Raw genomic sequence first — 16,768 nt, forward strand, 5'->3', positions numbered from 1 at the left:
CCGCACCCCACCGCGCACGACGTGTGCGACCCACCCGGCGCAACGACCCGGCCCGGCGCGACCGCACCGAGCCGGGCCCGTGCGATCAGGACCACGCGATCAGGACTGCGCGGCAGCGGCTTTCCGGACGGCTTCGGCGACCGCCGGCGCGACGGAGGTGTCGAACACGCTCGGCACGATGTACGAGGCGTTCAACTTCTCCCCGTCCACCACGTCGGCGATGGCGTTCGCGGCGGCCAGCAGCATCGAATCGGTGATGGTGCGGGCGTGCGCGTCCAGCAGGCCGCGGAACACGCCCGGGAACGCCAGCACGTTGTTGATCTGGTTCGGGAAGTCCGACCGCCCGGTGGCGACCACGGCGGCGTGCTTCTGCGCCTCCATCGGGTCGATCTCCGGGTCCGGGTTGGCCAGCGCGAACACGATCGCGTCGTGGTTCATGGTCGCGACCTGCTCGGCGGTGAACAGGTTGGGCGCGGACACGCCGATGAACACGTCCGCGCCGACCAGCGCGTCGTGCAGCCGGCCGGACACGTCGTCCTTGTTCGTCGCCGCCGCGATCGACTTCAGGTTCTCGTCCAGGCCGGGCCGGTCGCGGTGCACGATGCCGTCCACGTCGACCGCGACCACGTCGCCGGGCTCCTGCTTGAGCAGCAGCCGGATGATCGCCGAGCCCGCCGCGCCGACGCCGCAGACCACGAGCTTGCAGTCGGAGATCTTCTTGCCGACCACCCGCAGCGCGTTGCGCAGCGCGCCGACCACGACGATCGCCGTGCCGTGCTGGTCGTCGTGGAACACCGGGATGTCGAGCTTCTCGCGCAACCGGGCCTCGATCTCGAAGCAGCGCGGCGCGGCGATGTCCTCCAGGTTGATGCCGCCGTAGACCGGCGCGATCAGCTCGACCGCGCGGATGATCTCCTCGGTGTCCTGGGTGTCCAGGCACACCGGCCACGCGTCGACGCCCCCGAACTTCTTGAACAGCGCCGCCTTGCCCTCCATCACCGGCAGCGCGGCGGCCGGGCCGAGGTTGCCCAGGCCGAGCACGGCGGAGCCGTCGGTCACGACCGCGACCGTGTTGCGCTTGATGGTCAGGCGGCGGGCGTCGTCGGGGTTCTCCGCGATCGCCTGGCACACCCGCGCCACGCCGGGCGTGTACGCGCGGGACAGGTCGTCGCGGTTGCGCAGCGGGACCTTGGAGGAGATCTCGATCTTGCCGCCGAGGTGGACCAGGAACGTCCGGTCGGACACCTTGCGGACCACGATCCCCGGCAACTGCCCCAGGGTGTCGGTGATGTCCTTGGCGTGGTTGGCCGACAGGGCGTTGCAGGTGAGGTCGATCACCACCCGGTCGTTGTGCGACTCGACGACGTCGAACGCCGTGATCACCCCGCCCGCGCGGCCGACCGCCGAGGTCAGGTCGCCCGCCGCGCTCGCCGACGGCGGTGCCTCCAGACGGACGGTGATCGAATACCCAGGGCCGGGGACCGGCATCGAAATCCTCCCACGAACGGCGCGCTCAAGCGGGAGCCGAGCCTAGTCCGCACGGATTAGCGGAACGCGCGCGGCTCGACCCCGCGCCGCAAGCCTTCCGGCCGCACGCCCCGCCGGGCGGAAACCTGCCGGGCACGCGAACTGCCCCACGGCCGGTGCACGGCCGTGGGGCAGCGGGGGAGAGCCGGGGCTCAGCGGTTGATCTCGGTCACCGGGTGGTGGTAGCCGAGCTCGTCCACCGGCAGCGGGAACGTGGTCGTGCCGAACGGCGACAACGCGCCTTGGACGTCGCTGGCCAGTTCGCTGACCGCGTACTTGCCGTCCGCCGGCGGCTCCGGCCAGTTCGGGTCGATGCGCTCGGGGCGGGCCTTGGCCACGGGTTCCTCCTCGGTGGTGCTGCACGTCGTGGACAAGTGTGCCTCACCGGTCCGGTCCCGCGCGCGGCCCTATACCGTGGTGGGGATGTCCGGCACCACACTCGCCGAGTGGCTGCGCGCGCAGGACGACACCGCGCTCGTGGCCCTGCTGCGCGCGCGTCCAGACCTGGCCACGCCGCCACCGGCCGACACAGCGGTGCTCGCTGCCCGGGTCGGGTCGCGGGCGTCGGTCGCGCGGGCGTGCGAGGAGCTGGACACGCTCACCCTCACCGTGCTGGAGGCGCTGCTCGTCCTGGACGCCGACCAGCGCCCGGTGCGGCTCGCCGACGTGGCCGGCCTGTTCGACGTGGACCTCCGCCCCGCGCTGGACCTGCTGCGCGCCCGCGTGCTGGTGTGGGGCGGGGACGACGCGCTGAGCACGCCGCCGGCCGCCCGGGACGCGGTCAACCCGTTCCCGTGCGGGCTGGGCCGCTCGGTGCCCTCGTTGGCGGGCGCGGACCTGTCCGGGCTCGGCGAGGACGAGCTCCGGGTGCTGGGCGCGCTGGCCGCCGGTCCGCCGGTCGGGCAGACCAAGGACGCCGCGCACGTGGTGTCGCTGGCCGGTGCCCGCACCCCGATCCAGAAGCTGCTGGCGCGGGGCCTGCTGGTGCGCCGGGACGCGCTGACCGTGGAGCTGCCCAGGGAGATCGGCCTCGCCGTGCGCGGCGATCGGCCGCTGGGCGGGATCACGACCGCCGAACCGCCGCTGACCACCCTGCACCGCGACCCGGTGACGGTGGACAGCACCGGCGGCGGCGAGGCGCTGGAGCTGTCCCGACACGTCGAGGCGCTGCTGACCGCGTGGTCGGCGGACCCGCCGGCGGTGCTGCGGTCGGGCGGGGTGGGGGTGCGCGAGCTGCGCAAGCTCGCCAAGGAGCTGGACGTCGAGGAGCGCCGCGCGGCCCTGCTGGTGGAGCTGGTGGTCAACGCGGGCCTGGTCGCGGACAGCGAGGGCGTGGAGCCGGAGTGGGTGCCGACCCCGCAGGCCGACACCTGGCTGGCGGCGGCACCGGAGCACCGCTGGGCGACGCTCGCGCAGGCGTGGCTGGACCTGCCCCGGCTGCCGGGGCTGATCGGCCGGCGCGACGAGCGGGACCGGCTGCTCAACCCGCTGGCCCCCGAGCTCAACCGGCCCGCCGCGCCGCGCGACCGCAGGCGGGTCCTGGAGGCGCTGGCCGCCCTGCCGCCCGGCACCGCCGCGCCGAACGCCGACGAGCTGGCCGCCGTGCTGGCGTGGCGGGCCCCGCGCCGAGGCGGCCGGCTGCGCGACGAGCTGGTGCGGTGGGCGGTCGAGGAGGGCACGGCGGTGGGCGTGCTGTCCCTGGACGCGCTGACCGCGCAGGGCCGGACGCTGCTCACCGAGGGCCCCGGCCCGGCCGCCAAGCGGCTGGGCGACGCGCTGCCCGCGCCGGTGGACCACTTCCTGGTGCAGGCGGACCTGACGGTGGTCGCGCCGGGCCGGCTGGAACCGGACCTGGCGGACGAGATCGCGCTGGTCGCCGACGTCGAGTCGGCCGGTGGCGCGACCGTCTTCCGGGTGCGCGAGGAGTCCGTGCGGCGCGCGTTCGACGCGGGGCGCACGGCCGCCGACCTGCACGAGCTGTTCCGCGGCAAGTCCCGCACCCCGGTGCCGCAGTCGCTGACCTACCTGATCGACGACGCCGCCCGCAAGCACGGCCGGCTGCGCGGCGGTGCGGCCGGGTCGTTCCTGCGCTGCGACGACCCGGTGCTGGTCACCGAGGTCGCCGTGCACCCGGCGGCCGAGCGCCTGGAGCTGCGCAAGATCGCGCCGACCGTGCTGGTCAGCCCCTACCCGCTGGCCGAGGTGCTGGACGGGCTGCGCGCGGCCGGGTTCGCCCCGGCCGCCGAGGGGCCGGACGGCCGGGTGCTGGAGCTGAAGGCGGGCGGACGGCGGACACCGGGCCGGGGCAGGCGTCGTTCACCGGTCCCGACACCCCCGTCCGACGAGCAGCTCGGCGAGCTGGTCCGGTTGGTCCGGGCGGGCGACCAGGCCGCGACGACTACGGGCGGTGCCCGGGTTTCCGTCCCCGGTCACCTGGGCGCGGGACCCAGCGCCACCGTCGGGTTGCTGCAACAGGCTGCCCGGGACGGCCGCGCGGTGCTGGTGGACTTCGTGGACAGCCACGGCACGGCCGCCCGCCGGGTGATCAAGCCGCAGGTCGTGGGCGGCGGCGTGCTGGAGGGCGTGGACGTCAGCTACGGCGACGTCCGGCGTTTCCCGCTGCACCGGATCACCTCCGCGGCCTTGGTAGAAGACGACTCGCAGTGATCCCCGACCGTGTCCCCGGACTACCGGATAGTGATCGATTTGCGGCCTAGCGTCGATGTCAGGCGCTGGTAAGGCGCCCCGACGTCACGAGGAGCACAGCATGTCGATCATCCGACGAGCACTGCTGATCGTCACGGCATCCGTCGCGGCTTTCGCCGTGTCCGGACTACCGGCCCAGGCCGATACCACCATCATCTTCGGTGATGACAACGAAGTCACGAACACGCACACCACCAACAACCTCACCTGGATCGACGACTCGTTCAACGAGATCTCGACCGTCGACGTGGAGGTGGACGTGGAGGGCAACCCGACGTGGTGGGGTGGCCAGGACCACGACCACCACGGCGGTCACTGGGACGGGCTCGGTGACTGATCGACTGATCGACTGATCCACGCTGTGTCGCGGTGGGCGTGACAACGCCCTCCCGAGCGGCTTGAAAGGGCGGCTCCCCACGAGGGAGCCGCCTTTTCGCGCACCGCCCCCGCCACCCGCGACTCCCCGTGATCCCCGATCGGGAAGACCTACCACCCGACAGGGCGCGCGCGGCCACCTAGTTTCGAGGTAGGGCGCTGCCGACGCGCCCCGGCCCCGGGGAGGAGGCGACATGTCGATCACCCGCGACGCGGTGCCGGCGGCCCGGAGAGCGGTCGCGCCGGTCCGGGCGGGCCCACCGACCGGCGACCGGACGACCGGCTCGACGGACGACCTCTAGACCGCGCGACACCCGGCGACCGGGCCGGCGGGCGGCACCCCGCTCGGCGGTGCGGCTTCCGGCCCCCGCACCGGGAGTCCCGCGCGAAGCCCCGCGCCCGTGGTCGGGCACCGCCGGTCCGCGCCGAACCAGGTGCCACGGGACCGCGCCGCGCCCGAGTGCCCCACCGGCGGCCGAGCCGCCGGGCGGTGCGCACGCGATCCGCGACCGCCGGGCAACGGGTGCCCGCTCCCGACGAGGAAGCGCGAGCGGGCAGCAGCGAGGGGCGGCCACCCGCACGCGGGTACCGCCCCTCGCCCGAACCCGGGCGGTCAGCCCGCGCGCACCGACATCCACTGCCGCATGGCGTGCTCCACCAGCGTGATCAGCGTCTGCTTGGTCGACTGCCGGTTCCGGGCGTCGCACGTCACCATCGGCACGGACTGGTCGATGGTCAGCGCTTCCCGCACGTCCTCGATGCGGTGGTGCAGCAGACCGTCGAAGCAGTTCACCCCGACCACGTACGGCAACTGCCGGTCGTCGAAGAAGTCGATGGACGCGAACGCGTCCGCCAGTCTCCTGGTGTCGACCAGCACGATCGCCCCGATCGCACCGCGCACCAGGTCGTCCCACATGAACCAGAACCGGTGCTGACCCGGTGTACCGAACAGGTACAGGATCAGGTCCTGGTCCAGGGACACCCGACCGAAGTCCATCGCGACCGTGGTGGTGACCTTGTTCGGCGTCGCCGAGAGGTCGTCGACCCCGGCGCTCGCCTCGGTCATCACCGCTTCGGTGGTCAGCGGAACGATCTCCGACACGGAACCGACGAACGTAGTCTTGCCCACGCCGAAGCCACCGGCCACCACGATCTTCGCGGAGGTCGTCGGCTTCCGTTCGCCATCGGCCGCGTTGGGGCTAGAGCCTGCGAAGCCCACTGAGCACCCTCTCAAGGAATTCAATGGACGGCCGGTCCCCCACGACCAGGCCACCCTGGTGAATCAATACCAAACCCATGCTCGCCATGTCGCCGATCAACACCCGGACGACACCGAGCGGCAGCCGCAGGTGGGCCGCCACCTCCGCCACCGACCTCGTGTCGGTGCACAGACCGCAGATCGAGCGGTGCTCGGGCAGCACCGCCGCGTCCCGCTCCAGACCCCGCTCGCTGGTGGACACCAGCGCCTCGATGGCCAGGTCGTAGTCCGGCCGCGTGCGGCCACCGGTGCGGGTGTACGGGCGGACCAGCGAGCCCGATTCCCCGGCCGGGTCTTCCTCCTGCCGCACGACCGGTTGCGGCCCGGTCGGGTAGGGCAACTGCTCGGGCACGCTGTCCGGCAGGCCGTGGGAGCCGAACAGGTCTGCGCCCGGCCCCCCGAACAGCCCGCTGCCGTACCCGTCGATGTCGAACCGGTTGGGAACGTCGTCGTAGTCGTACGACGAGTCGTCAACCTCACGCTGAGACATATCGCCTAGCCCCTGCCCTGTGCCTTCGACCCGTGGAGGTTCGGCCGCCCGACCTTTCCACGAGTTGGGTGCGTCCTCGGCTTCCTCTGCTGAGGGGTCGGCATCCGGCTCTTCGAATTGGAACCCGCCGGCGGCCCACTCCTGGTAGTCGAAGTTCCTACCGAAGCGTCGTCCGCCCGCGCCAGATCGTTCAGCCATCTACCGCTCACCCCCACGATCTCATGAGGATCTACCGCCGAACCGCACCCTGGAGCTGCGCGCGCAGCTCCGGGGTCAACTGTTGGCCCACGCGTTCGACCAACAAGGTCATCTCGTAGGCCACGAGGCCGATGTCGCAGTTCGGGGCCGCGAGCACCGCGAGGCACGACCCGTCGCTGATCGACATCAGGAACAGGTAGCCCCGCTCCATCTCGACCACGGTCTGGTTCACGGTGCCCGCCTCGAAGCACCTGGCCGCGCCGGCCGTGAGGCTGACCAGACCGGAGGCCACTGCGGAGAGCTGCTCGGCGCGGTCTCGCGGAAGGCCCTGCGAGCCGGCGAGCAGAAGCCCGTCCGCCGACACCACAACGGAATGGGCCACACCGGGAACCCGGCGCACGAAGTCGGTGATAAGCCAACCAAAGCTGCCTGGCTGAGCTGCGGTCGTCACTCCTGCTCCTCGTCTTGCCGGCTCGACATGTCACCAGCGTAAGCGTCGATCAACGCGTGTCGCCCTCGACGGACGCCCTGCTGAAGACTCGACATGCGTCCACGGATCGCGTCAGCCGATCGTGGTGGCAGCGGGGGCCGCTGCGGTTGCCGCTCCGCGGCCTGGGGCTTGGGAGCGGCTGATCCCGGCACAAGCTGAGCCTTGGGCACCCGCTTGGGCAACCCCGCCTGTGTCGTGGTCTCTGGGGACTTGCTGAGCAGTGCCTGGGCAGCTTGCCAGCCTTCGTCGGCGGGCGAGTGCCAAGCTTGCTCGGACGACGACCCCGGGTCGTCGTCCTGGTGTTCGTGGTCACCGCGGTCGTGATCACCGGGCGTGTGATCATTGTGCACGGGATCGGCGTGCGCGTGGGCACCGCGCACAAGTCCGCCGGGTGCGGCAGGTTCCGATTCGGCGACCGGTTCGGCGGCCGGTTCGGCCTCGGACACGCGGGGCACCTCCGCAGCGCGCTTGGGCAGGTTGTCGGGCGAGCCGGGACGGCGCTTCGGCAATCCGCCCTCGGTGAACGGCCGGCCCTTGTCCACGTCGCGCGTCAGGACCGGCGGGTCGTCCTCGGTGGTCGGCGCGACCGGCGGCACCGGCAGCGGCCGGCGGGTCGGCAGCGCGGGTCCGGCCACGACCTCCGGTTCGGGCTCGGGCTCCGGCTCGAACTCGGCCTTCGGCTCGGTCCGGGGCTTCGACGCGGGCGGCACGGCCTGGGCGGTCCCGGCCGACGTCTCGCTGCCCACGGCCTGGAACCACTGGGAGAGGACCGCCTCGTAGATCGGCAGCCGCTCGGTCGGGGCGTCCAGGTCCTGGTGCGCCTCGCGGGCCGGTTCCGGGGCGTGCGGCGTGGAGCCGTTGCGCCGGGCGGGCTCGGGCTCCTCGACCGGCGGGGCCTCGGCGAACGGTTCGGCGAACGGCTCCTCGAACGGTTCGGCGACCGGCGGGGCCTCCGCGAACGGCTCGGCGTAGGGCTCACCGTCCGGCCGGCCCTCGATCGCGGGGGCGAACTGGGTGGTCTGGAAGCCGTGCGCGTCCGGGTCGTCGTCGTCGGGCCGGTCCTCGTAGGCGGTGAAGAGGGTCGGCTCGCCGAACGAGCCCACGGGCTCGTGGTCCACGTCCCGGTCGGTGAACCCGTCGCCCATCGGCAGCCACGGCTGGGAGATCTCGCCGGAGGTCTCCGCCGGGGTCTCGCCGAACGTCGGCAGCCCGGCGGCGTCCGGCTCGGTGTCGCTCCGCACGAAGCTCACCGGGAAGGCCGGCTCGTCGTCCACGCGCGGCATGGAGCCGGTGAACGCGCCGGCGATGCCGCTGGCCCGCTCCGCCGGGTTCGGGTGGACCGGGACGGCGGGGGTGCCGAACACCGATTCCTGGGGCGTGCCCGGCGCACCGGGCGCGGCGACCAGGTTCTCCGGCACCACGACGAGTGCGGTGGTGCCGCCCTCGATGTCCTCGTTGCCGCGCAGCCGGACCTTGATGTCGTGCCGCTTGGCCAGCCGGGCGACCACGTACAGGCCCATCCGGCGGGACACCGCGACGTCCACCTCCGGCGGGTCGGCCAGCCGCTCGTTGGCGTCGGCGATCTCCTGCTCGGCCATGCCGACGCCGCGGTCCTGGATCTCGATCGCGAGTTCGCCCTTGCGGGTGCGGGCGGTGCGGACGGTGACCTTGGTGATCGGGTCGGAGAACGCCGTGGCGTTGTCCAGCAGCTCCGCGATCAGGTGCACGAGGTCGTTGACCGCGCGGCCCTGGACGGTGAGCTCCGGGGTCTGGCCGACCTGGACGCGGGCGTACTGCTCGACCTCGGACACCGCCGCGCCGAGGACCTCGGCGGCCGGCACCGGGCGGGTGAGCCGGCGGGACAGGTCGGTGCCGGAGAGGACCAGCAGGTTCTCCGAGTTGCGCCGCATCCGGGTGGCCAGGTGGTCCAGCTCGAACAGGCTGGCGAGCTGGTCCGGGTCCTGCTCGTCCTGCTCCAGCCGGTCGATCAGGTTGAGCTGGCGCTCCACCAGGGCCTGCGAGCGGCGGGACAGGTTGACGAACATCGCGTTGACGTTGTCGCGCAGCAGCGCCTGCTCGGCGGCCAGCCGGACCGCTTCGCCGTGCACCGCGTCGAAGGCGCGGGCGACCTGCCCGACCTCCTCGTTGGTGGTGATCGGCACCGGCGCGATGGCGGTCTTGGCCGCCTCGTGCGGGTTCGGGTCGACCAGGATGCGGCTCACCGCGTCGGGCAGGCCGTGGTCGGCGACGTCGAGCGCGGTGCGGCGCAGGGTGCGCAGCGGGTTGAGGATCGAGCGGGCCACGAACAGCGCCATGATCAACGCCAGCAGCAGCGCGCCGAGCACGATGCCCGAGTCGCGCAGCGCCGAGGTGCGGGCCTGGCCGGTCAGCTCGTCGGTGCGGTTCTGGAGCTGCTCCAGGAGCAGGTTCTCCACGTCGCGGGTCAGGTTCACGGTCAGCGTGGACGCGATGTCCCACCGCTCCGGGCGCAGCGAGGAGAGGCTCTTGCCGCCGGCCGCCAGGTTCAGCGCCGACTCCTGCATGTCGTTCGCGGTGTCGACGATCAGGCCGGTCACCATGTCGTCGTAGATCTTGGCCTGGTCCGGCGTCGCCGACTTGCGGAAGTCGTTGCGCGCCGCTTCCAGCTCCGCGTTCGCGGCCAGCAGGGCGCGTTCCTGGCCGGGGCCGAAGCCGCCGCGCTGGAACACGTCGAGCATGATGCCCCGCTTCCGGGACTCCTGCTCCTTGATGCGGCCGATGGCGTTGGTGGCCAGGTGCAGCCGCACCAGCTCGGGGTGGTTGATGCCGGCGATGGCCTGCTCGCCGAGGTCGAGGAGGCTCTCCACGGATTCGGAGTAGGTGCGCAGCACCGCGTCGGACGGGTACGCGGTGTCCCGCACGGCGTTGCGCAGGCTGCTGAGCCTGTTGAGCTGCTCGGCCGCCCGGCGGAACCGGGTGACCACGTCTTCGTCGAGGTCGCCGCTGAGCTCCGCGATCTTGTTGTTCAGCGCGTCCGTGGTGTCGTTCACGCGGCGGAGCTGGCGGTCGAGCACGACGCGGTCGAGGGTCTTGCCCGACGCCACGTGGCTCGCGCTCAGGTCGCGCTCGCGCTGGAGCTGCTGGACGACGTCCGCGACCGCGGCCTCCAGTTGGATCTGGTTCGCCAACCGGTTGAACTCGGTCGCGTCGCCGAGGTCGGTCTGCACCCGCAGGCCGCCGAGGGCGAGCGCGGCGATCGTCGGGATCAACAGCACCGCGGCCAGCTTGGTGGGCAGCCGCCAGTTCCGCAGCCGCCACGGCGCGGTTCCCGCGTTCCGCTTCCCGCGCACCCCGGTGGTCGGCCCGCCACCCGTCGACTCGGTCACGGTTCCATCACGCAGCGCAGCCAGTCCGTCACCCATTCCGGGAGTAACGGAGCGTGGCGGAATCTCCACGCTTGACTGGCTGGGACCTCTCTCTCGTCGGGCCACCCTGGGCTTCCTCTTCCGGCAGCAGTGTTCCCCGGCCTCTCCCCACGGACCGAAGCATGGACACGAATTCGGGCCGAATTGCAGCACAGGAGCGGTAGCGCCGGCTAGGCACCCCACCCCGCACAGGGACGCAAGGGACCTCGTGGACCTTGTGCCACCCGGCCGGGAGCGTAGTGCCGGACCCCTGCCGCGGGGAAGACTCTGGAGACACTCACAGTATCGGCCGGGACTGTCGTTTCACACCTCCGGGTGGTTACCATCCCCCGCATCGACAACATGCGTCGACAATTCGGTTGATCAAATAGACCCCGCTCAAGAGGTCATCGCGGCGAGAGGTGCCATGCCTACCCCAGCGCGTGTTCTGCGACGTGCGGCAGCGTTGTTCGCGTGTGCCGCGACCTTGACGGCGTGCGGTCTGCTGCCCGGCACCGACAGCGGCGGCCTGCCCGAGGTGGAGCGCAACACGCTGCGCATCGGCGTGATGCCGGTGGTGGACGTCGCCCCGCTGAAGCTGGCCACCAACGAGAAGCTGTTCGAGAAGGCCGGCCTGTCCGTGCAGCTCGTGACGTTGAACAGCGAGGCCGAGGGCATCAAGCAGCTCGACACCACGCTGGACATCACCTGGGCGAGCCACGTCAACCTGTTCCGCACCGTCGCCGAGGGCACCCAGCTCCAGCTCCAGGGCGAGGCGTACCAGGCGGGCGCGAACACGATGGCGCTGGTCACGCTGGACCCGGAGTACGACAGCCCGGCCAAGTTCGCCTCGCCGCGGATCGCGGTGAACAGCGACACCGACGTCGGCGCGCTGACCACCAAGGCCGTGCTGGACACCGCCGGCGTGGAGAAGCAGCGGATCAACCTCAAGGTCATGCCCTTCGAGCAGATGGTCGACGCCATGAAGGCCGACCAGGTCGACGCGGCCTGGATGACCGAGCCGTTCATCACCAAGGCGCAGAAGGACGCGGGCGCGCGGATCGTGACCGACACGGCGATCGGCCCGACCAAGGACTTCCCCATGTCCGGGTACGCGTCGAGCAAGAAGTTCGCCGACGCCAACCCCCGCACGCTGACCCTGTTCCGCCAGGTCCTGCGGGACGCCCAGCAGCTCGGGACGAACAACAAGCTGTCCGTCCAGGACGCCCTGACCAGTTACGTGGACGTCGACCAGCAGACCGCCGCGCTGGTGTCGGTGGGCACGTTCCCGCTGTCGCTGAACCAGATCCGGCTCCAGCGGGTCGCGGACATGATGGACACCGAGGACGTTCTGCCGGCTCGATTGGACGTTCAGGCGCTGCTTCCCCCGGGCACCACGAACTAGCGCCGAGCGACTGCCCGGTCGCTCGCGGTGAAGTGCCGGTGGTGTTTTAGGGGCCTTCCGCGTCGCCGCGGAAGGCCCCCCGTTTTTGTTATTCAGTCTTGACCAGGCAGATCGTGGTAGCCGGCTGTGAGTAAACGAACACGGTCTCGCCGCTCTCGCACTGGTTCTCGTCCTGGGTGTTCGCGACCACGCGCGCCTTGTGCGTGGCGGACGAATCGCAGGTCACCTTGGTCGTTTTGCCCGCGACAATCGTGCCCTCCTGCTTGAAGCAGTCGCCCTCCGCCGCGTTGAGCGCGAGGCACAGCTTGAAGCCGTCGCTGCGCCGCCCGCCCCGGTCGCTGTACTCGGAGTAGTCGCCGGACGGGCACGCGTCGGTGCTGCTGTCCAGGGTGACGGCCACCTTGAACGCCGCCTCGGCCGAGGCGCAGTCGATCGTCTCGACGTCCGCGTCGGTCACGCTCACCGAGTTGACCTTGATGCAGTCCCCCACCGCCGCGCGGCCGGGGCTGCCGACACCCGCGATCATCCCGGCCACCACGATGCCGACGATGCCCAGCCCGACCACGCCGACCAGCACCTTCGCGCCGCGCGAGGTGCGGTTGCGCGGCGGCGGCGGGAAGTTCTGCTGACCGGGCTGCTGCGGGTAGCCCGGCGGGGGCGGATAGCCCGGCGGCGGATATCCGGCCTGCTGCGGGTAACCGGCCTGCTGCGGGTAGCCGGGCTGCTGCGGATACCCGGGCTGGGGCGGGTAGCCGGGCTGGGGGTAGGGCTGCTGCGGGTAACCCCGGTGGCCCTGGTCCGCCGGCGGCGGCGCGGCGGGGAAGCCCGGCGGGGGTGTCGGGCCCCAGCCCGGCTGCGGGGGCGGGTGGCCACCCGGCGGCGGCTGGTTCGGGGGCGTGGTCACGCGGTGTTCCTCTCGGATCGGACGAGCGGAACGTACCGCCGGGCCCCCGGCGTGCGCAGCGGTTTCCGGTCAGGACGACCGGCCCGGCCCGGTCGCCGGGTCAGCGCGGGTCGCCGGCGCGGGAGAGGCAGAACGTGACCGCCGGCTCGGGGTAGGTCAGGGTGCGCCCGCTGCCGCAGGCCGTCGTGCCCGGGTCGGCCTTCACCACCCTGATCGCCTCGGTGGCGGCGCAGTCCGCCTTCCGCACCCCCGCCTCGGCGTCCTGCCGGTAGCAGGAGCCCTCCACGAAGTTGGGGATCAGGCACAGCGTGACCGGGCCGGAGTAGGTCGAGTACGGCGCGCCGCCGCCGGGGCACTGCCCGACCTGGTCGACCACCTTCGCGACCTTCACGTTGGCCTGCGCGGCGGCGCAGTCCGCGACCTCGTAGCGGGGCCGGTCGGACTGCCCGGAGATGTTCGCGCAGTCCCCCGGCACCGGTCGCGGGCCGGCACCGCCGGACGTGGTCAGCGCGTAGCCGCCCGCCAGGACGACGACGGCCGCGCCGAGGGCCCACCACCCGAGTTTCCGCATGGTCAGGGACATCGGCACGGCCGCGCGCCGGGTTGAGCGGGTTCACCGCATGTGGTTACACCTCGGCCGGTGCCAGGCAGTACGTGACGGCGGGCTCCGGGTAGGACATGCCGGCGCTGTCCGGGCACTGCGTCAGGTCGGTGGAGTCCTGGATGACCTTCGTCACCTTGAACGCGTCCGTGCCGACGCACTCGCCCTTGACGAACCCGGTGCCCTCGTCCGGCTTGTAGCAGAAGCCCTCGGCCATGTTGGGCAGCAGGCACAGCTTGTAGCCGTCGCCGGGACCGCCGGCCGGGGACACCTCGGTGTAGAGGCCCTCCTCGGGGCACACCGCCTCGGCCGTCTCCAGCACCTTGCCGACCTTGAACGTCGCCTGGTCGTCGTCGCAGTCGAGGCTCTTCACGTCGGCCCGGTTCTCGGGCTGCTGGGTGAGGCTCACGCAGTCGCCCGCCGAGGCGACCGCGCTGTTGTTCACGAAGTACCGGATGGCGAAGAAGCCGCCCACGACGACCAGCACGGCCAGGCCGACGAGCAGGATCTTCTTGACCGGGCCGCCACCCGTCGAGCGCGGTTCCTCGCGCTCCTCGGCGTCCGGGGCGATCAGGTACCGCTCGGGACCGGGTGCCGTCTCACCGGACGGGGTCTCGACGGGTGCCGCCGGCACCGGGCCGGGCGCGGGCGACGCACCCGACCTGCCGGCGGGCGCGGCTTCGGCGGGTGACGCCGCTGCGGGTGCTCCGGGCTTGGCGTCCGGCCCGGCCCCGCCACCGGCCGCGGACTCCGGCTCGGGAGTGCCCTCGGCGGGCTGGTTCGGCTCGTTGCTCATGATCATCCTCGCTGGACGGGGTGCGCGTGACGACCCAGAAGGTAGCGGCACGGGCACCCGGCTCGGCGTGAAGGCGCACGACGACGAGGCCCCCGGGCCGGGGACGTCCGGGGGGAACGTCCCCGGCACGGGGGCTGATCAGCGCGAAGAGGCGCTGTGCGCGGTCAGGCGATCTCGGCGGGCGCGAAGCAGTAGGTGAGCTTCGGCTCGGAGAACGTCATCGGCACGCCCTCGGTGCACGCCGACTCGTCGTCGGAGCCCTTGACGGTCTTGGCCAGCTTCAGCACGTCCGACTTGGCGCAGTCGACGGGCGGGTACCCGACGTTCGTGGAGTTGTCGAGTTCGTAGCAGGAGCCCTCGACGTAGTTCGGCACCAGGCACAGCTTCGAGTCCGGGCCGCGCCGCGCGGTCTCGGTGTACTCGTCGTAGTACTGGCCGCCGCACGACTCGGACACCCCGCCGAGCACCTTGCCCACGGTGTAGTTCGCCTCGGCCGCGCCGCAGTCGATGGTCTTGAACTCCGGCTTGGTGCGCGTGCCGGACAGGCTCGCGCAGTCCCCGGCCTTCGTCTGCGCGGCGTCGCTGGTGAAGTAGTTGAAGCCGTAGACGACCAGAGCCGCCACCAGCAGACCCCCGACGTAGGTCAGGATCTTGACCGCGATGCTCTTCTTCTTCGGCTGCGCGGGCTCCTGCTGCGGCGGGGCCGGGGGGAAGTTCGGGGTGGGCGCGGGCGCGTCCGTGCTCATGATGACCTTCGTTCGAATCGGGAACCCGCTCTGATTCCGCGCGGTACCGCGCGAGCGGGAGGCAAGGCAAGGTATCCACTGCGCCATCCGGGTGTACGCGGTTTTACCGAACCGAGTCCAAGCGCTTTGCGTGCGCTTCCGCCCACGCTCCGTGGTCGACTTGCACCCGCTTGGAACACTGGGGGTACGCCAAGCGACAGGAGTGCTTTCCCGTGACCGACGGCCCCTTGATCGTCCAGTCGGACAAGACCCTGCTGCTGGAGGTCGACCACCCGCTCTCGGAGGACGCGCGCACCGCCATCGCGCCGTTCGCCGAGCTGGAGCGGGCCCCCGAGCACATCCACACCTACCGGGTCACACCGCTCGCGCTGTGGAACGCGCGCGCCGCCGGGCACGACGCCGAACAGGTGGTCGACGCCCTGGTGCGGTTCTCCCGCTACCCCGTGCCGCAGCCGCTGCTGGTGGACGTGGTCGAGACCATGGGCCGGTTCGGCCGGCTCCAGCTCGCCAACCACCCCGCGCACGGCCTGGTGCTCGGCTCGCTGGACCGCGCCGTGCTGGAAGAGGTGCTGCGGCACAAGAAGATCAAGCCGATGCTGGGCGACCGCATCGACGACGACACGGTGATCGTGCACCCCAGCGAACGCGGCCGGCTCAAGCAGATCCTGCTCAAGGTCGGCTGGCCGGCCGAGGACCTGGCCGGGTACGTCGACGGCGAGGCGCACCCGATCGACCTGGTGGAGGACGGCTGGCAACTGCGCGACTACCAGCGGGCAGCCGCGCGGGCGTTCTGGGCGGGCGGCTCGGGCGTCGTCGTGCTGCCGTGCGGCGCGGGCAAGACGCTGGTCGGCGCGGCGGCGATGGCCGAGGCGGGCGCGACCACGCTGATCCTGGTGACCAACACGGTCGCGGGCCGGCAGTGGAAGCGCGAGCTGGTCGCGCGCACGACGCTGACCGAGGACGAGATCGGCGAGTACTCCGGCGAGCGCAAGGAGATCCGCCCGGTCACCATCGCGACCTACCAGGTGATCACCCGCAAGTCCAAGGGCGAGTACCGGCACCTGGAGCTGTTCGACTCCCGCGACTGGGGCCTGATCGTCTACGACGAGGTGCACCTGCTGCCCGCGCCGGTGTTCCGGATGACCGCCGACCTCCAGTCCCGGCGGCGGCTGGGCCTGACCGCGACCCTGGTCCGCGAGGACGGCCAGGAGGGCGACGTGTTCTCGCTGATCGGTCCCAAGCGGTACGACGTGCCGTGGCGCGACATCGAGGCGCAGGGCTGGATCGCGCCCGCCGAGTGCACCGAGGTCCGGGTCACGCTGACCGACCACGAGCGGCTGGAGTACGCCACCGCCGAGCCGGAGGAGCGCTACAAGCTGTGCTCGACGGCGCGCACCAAGCTGCCCGTGGTGCGGGCGATCCTGGACCGCCACCCGGACGAGCCGACGCTGGTGATCGGCGCGTACCTGGACCAGCTCGAATCGCTGGGCGAGGCCCTGGACGCCCCGGTCATCCAGGGGTCCACGAAGAACAAGGAGCGCGAGCAGCTCTTCGACGCGTTCCGGCGCGGCGAGCTGCGCACGCTGGTGGTGTCGAAGGTGGCGAACTTCTCCATCGACCTGCCCGAGGCGTCGGTCGCGGTGCAGGTGTCCGGCACCTTCGGGTCGCGCCAGGAGGAGGCGCAGCGGCTCGGCAGGTTGTTGCGGCCCAAGGGCGACGGGCGGCAGGCGCACTTCTACTCGGTGGTGTCGCGGGACACGCTGGACACCGACTACGCCGCCCACCGCCAGCGCTTCCTGGCCGAGCAGGGCTACGCGTACAAGATCGTCGACGCGGACGACCTGCTCGGACCGAAGCTCCCCGAGGTCGGCTGACCTCCTCCGCGCCGG

Annotated in this window: 14 protein-coding genes; 4 read left to right on the plus strand and 10 right to left on the minus strand. The window is 71.9% G+C overall.

Annotation, left to right across the window (positions count from 1 at the left end; genetic code table 11):
• Nucleotides 1–99: 99 nt before the first annotated feature.
• Together AB0G01_RS01515 and AB0G01_RS01520 are read right to left on the minus strand one after the other, a co-directional pair.
• On the minus strand, nucleotides 100–1,488 hold the full coding sequence (locus AB0G01_RS01515; RefSeq protein WP_360938339.1) for an NAD-dependent malic enzyme: 1,389 nt from the start codon (nucleotides 1,486–1,488) through the stop codon (nucleotides 100–102).
• Between the two features lie 191 nt (nucleotides 1,489–1,679).
• On the minus strand, nucleotides 1,680–1,865 hold the full coding sequence (locus AB0G01_RS01520) for a hypothetical protein (RefSeq protein ID WP_360938342.1): 186 nt from the start codon (nucleotides 1,863–1,865) through the stop codon (nucleotides 1,680–1,682).
• 85 nt (nucleotides 1,866–1,950) lie between these two features.
• On the opposite strand from AB0G01_RS01520, the gene AB0G01_RS01525 reads away from it, so the two are divergent.
• On the plus strand, nucleotides 1,951–4,194 hold the full coding sequence (locus tag AB0G01_RS01525) for a helicase-associated domain-containing protein (protein ID WP_360938344.1): 2,244 nt from the start codon (nucleotides 1,951–1,953) through the stop codon (nucleotides 4,192–4,194).
• 100 nt (nucleotides 4,195–4,294) lie between these two features.
• Complete coding sequence (locus AB0G01_RS01530; RefSeq protein WP_360938347.1) at nucleotides 4,295–4,570, plus strand: hypothetical protein; 276 nt, start codon at nucleotides 4,295–4,297, stop codon at nucleotides 4,568–4,570.
• Between the two features lie 651 nt (nucleotides 4,571–5,221).
• Here AB0G01_RS01530 and AB0G01_RS01535 read toward each other — a convergent pair.
• Genes AB0G01_RS01535 through AB0G01_RS01550 form a run of 4 tightly spaced genes read right to left on the minus strand, consistent with a single transcriptional unit; the run spans nucleotide 5,222 to nucleotide 10,409 of the window.
• Complete coding sequence (locus AB0G01_RS01535) at nucleotides 5,222–5,827, minus strand: ATP/GTP-binding protein (protein WP_015097948.1); 606 nt, start codon at nucleotides 5,825–5,827, stop codon at nucleotides 5,222–5,224.
• A complete protein-coding gene (locus AB0G01_RS01540; RefSeq protein WP_360938350.1) occupies nucleotides 5,808–6,554 on the minus strand; it encodes a DUF742 domain-containing protein in 747 nt (248 codons plus the stop codon). The genes AB0G01_RS01535 and AB0G01_RS01540 overlap by 20 nt, the downstream gene beginning before the upstream one ends.
• Nucleotides 6,555–6,585: 31 nt before the next feature.
• Nucleotides 6,586–7,005: a roadblock/LC7 domain-containing protein gene (locus AB0G01_RS01545; protein WP_015097946.1), complete on the minus strand. Its 420-nt coding sequence runs from the start codon at nucleotides 7,003–7,005 to the stop codon at nucleotides 6,586–6,588.
• Entirely contained in the window at nucleotides 7,002–10,409 is a 3,408-nt protein-coding gene (locus tag AB0G01_RS01550; protein WP_360938353.1) for a nitrate- and nitrite sensing domain-containing protein, read from the minus strand. The genes AB0G01_RS01545 and AB0G01_RS01550 overlap by 4 nt, the downstream gene beginning before the upstream one ends.
• Nucleotides 10,410–10,893: 484 nt before the next feature.
• Here AB0G01_RS01550 and AB0G01_RS01555 point away from each other — a divergent pair, with 484 nt between their 5' ends.
• A complete protein-coding gene (locus tag AB0G01_RS01555) occupies nucleotides 10,894–11,832 on the plus strand; it encodes an ABC transporter substrate-binding protein (protein WP_360938356.1) in 939 nt (312 codons plus the stop codon).
• Nucleotides 11,833–11,920: 88 nt separating this feature from the next.
• Here AB0G01_RS01555 and AB0G01_RS01560 read toward each other — a convergent pair whose 3' ends face one another.
• The 4 genes from AB0G01_RS01560 to AB0G01_RS01575 form a co-directional block, all read right to left on the minus strand.
• Nucleotides 11,921–12,736 carry a hypothetical protein gene (locus AB0G01_RS01560; RefSeq protein ID WP_360938359.1) on the minus strand — a complete coding sequence of 272 codons (816 nt, stop codon included), beginning with the start codon at nucleotides 12,734–12,736 and terminating at the stop codon, nucleotides 11,921–11,923.
• A 100-nt stretch (nucleotides 12,737–12,836) separates the two neighbouring features.
• Nucleotides 12,837–13,307, minus strand: a complete 471-nt coding sequence (locus AB0G01_RS01565) for a hypothetical protein (protein ID WP_360938362.1) — start codon at nucleotides 13,305–13,307, stop codon at nucleotides 12,837–12,839.
• A gap of 55 nt (nucleotides 13,308–13,362) precedes the next feature.
• Nucleotides 13,363–14,133, minus strand: a complete 771-nt coding sequence (locus tag AB0G01_RS01570; RefSeq protein ID WP_360938365.1) for a hypothetical protein — start codon at nucleotides 14,131–14,133, stop codon at nucleotides 13,363–13,365.
• Between the two features lie 164 nt (nucleotides 14,134–14,297).
• Entirely contained in the window at nucleotides 14,298–14,879 is a 582-nt protein-coding gene (locus tag AB0G01_RS01575) for a hypothetical protein (RefSeq protein ID WP_360938368.1), read from the minus strand.
• Between the two features lie 212 nt (nucleotides 14,880–15,091).
• Here AB0G01_RS01575 and AB0G01_RS01580 point away from each other — a divergent pair, with 212 nt between their 5' ends.
• Nucleotides 15,092–16,753, plus strand: coding sequence for a DNA repair helicase XPB (locus tag AB0G01_RS01580; RefSeq protein ID WP_360938371.1), 1,662 nt, complete (start codon nucleotides 15,092–15,094; stop codon nucleotides 16,751–16,753).
• Nucleotides 16,754–16,768 lie beyond the last annotated feature (15 nt).

It is taken from the genome of Actinosynnema sp. NPDC023587 (assembly GCF_040640215.1).
Classification (GTDB): domain Bacteria; phylum Actinomycetota; class Actinomycetes; order Mycobacteriales; family Pseudonocardiaceae; genus Actinosynnema.

Coding starts and splice junctions, on each gene's coding strand:
- AB0G01_RS01515 (WP_360938339.1), bottom strand. CDS start 1,488: ATGCCGGTCCCCGGCCCTGGGTATTCGATCACCGTCCGTCTGGAGGCA.
- AB0G01_RS01525 (WP_360938344.1), top strand. CDS start 1,951: ATGTCCGGCACCACACTCGCCGAGTGGCTGCGCGCGCAGGACGACACC.
- AB0G01_RS01530 (WP_360938347.1), top strand. CDS start 4,295: ATGTCGATCATCCGACGAGCACTGCTGATCGTCACGGCATCCGTCGCG.
- AB0G01_RS01540 (WP_360938350.1), bottom strand. CDS start 6,554: ATGGCTGAACGATCTGGCGCGGGCGGACGACGCTTCGGTAGGAACTTC.
- AB0G01_RS01565 (WP_360938362.1), bottom strand. CDS start 13,307: ATGCGGAAACTCGGGTGGTGGGCCCTCGGCGCGGCCGTCGTCGTCCTG.
- AB0G01_RS01570 (WP_360938365.1), bottom strand. CDS start 14,133: ATGAGCAACGAGCCGAACCAGCCCGCCGAGGGCACTCCCGAGCCGGAG.
- AB0G01_RS01575 (WP_360938368.1), bottom strand. CDS start 14,879: ATGAGCACGGACGCGCCCGCGCCCACCCCGAACTTCCCCCCGGCCCCG.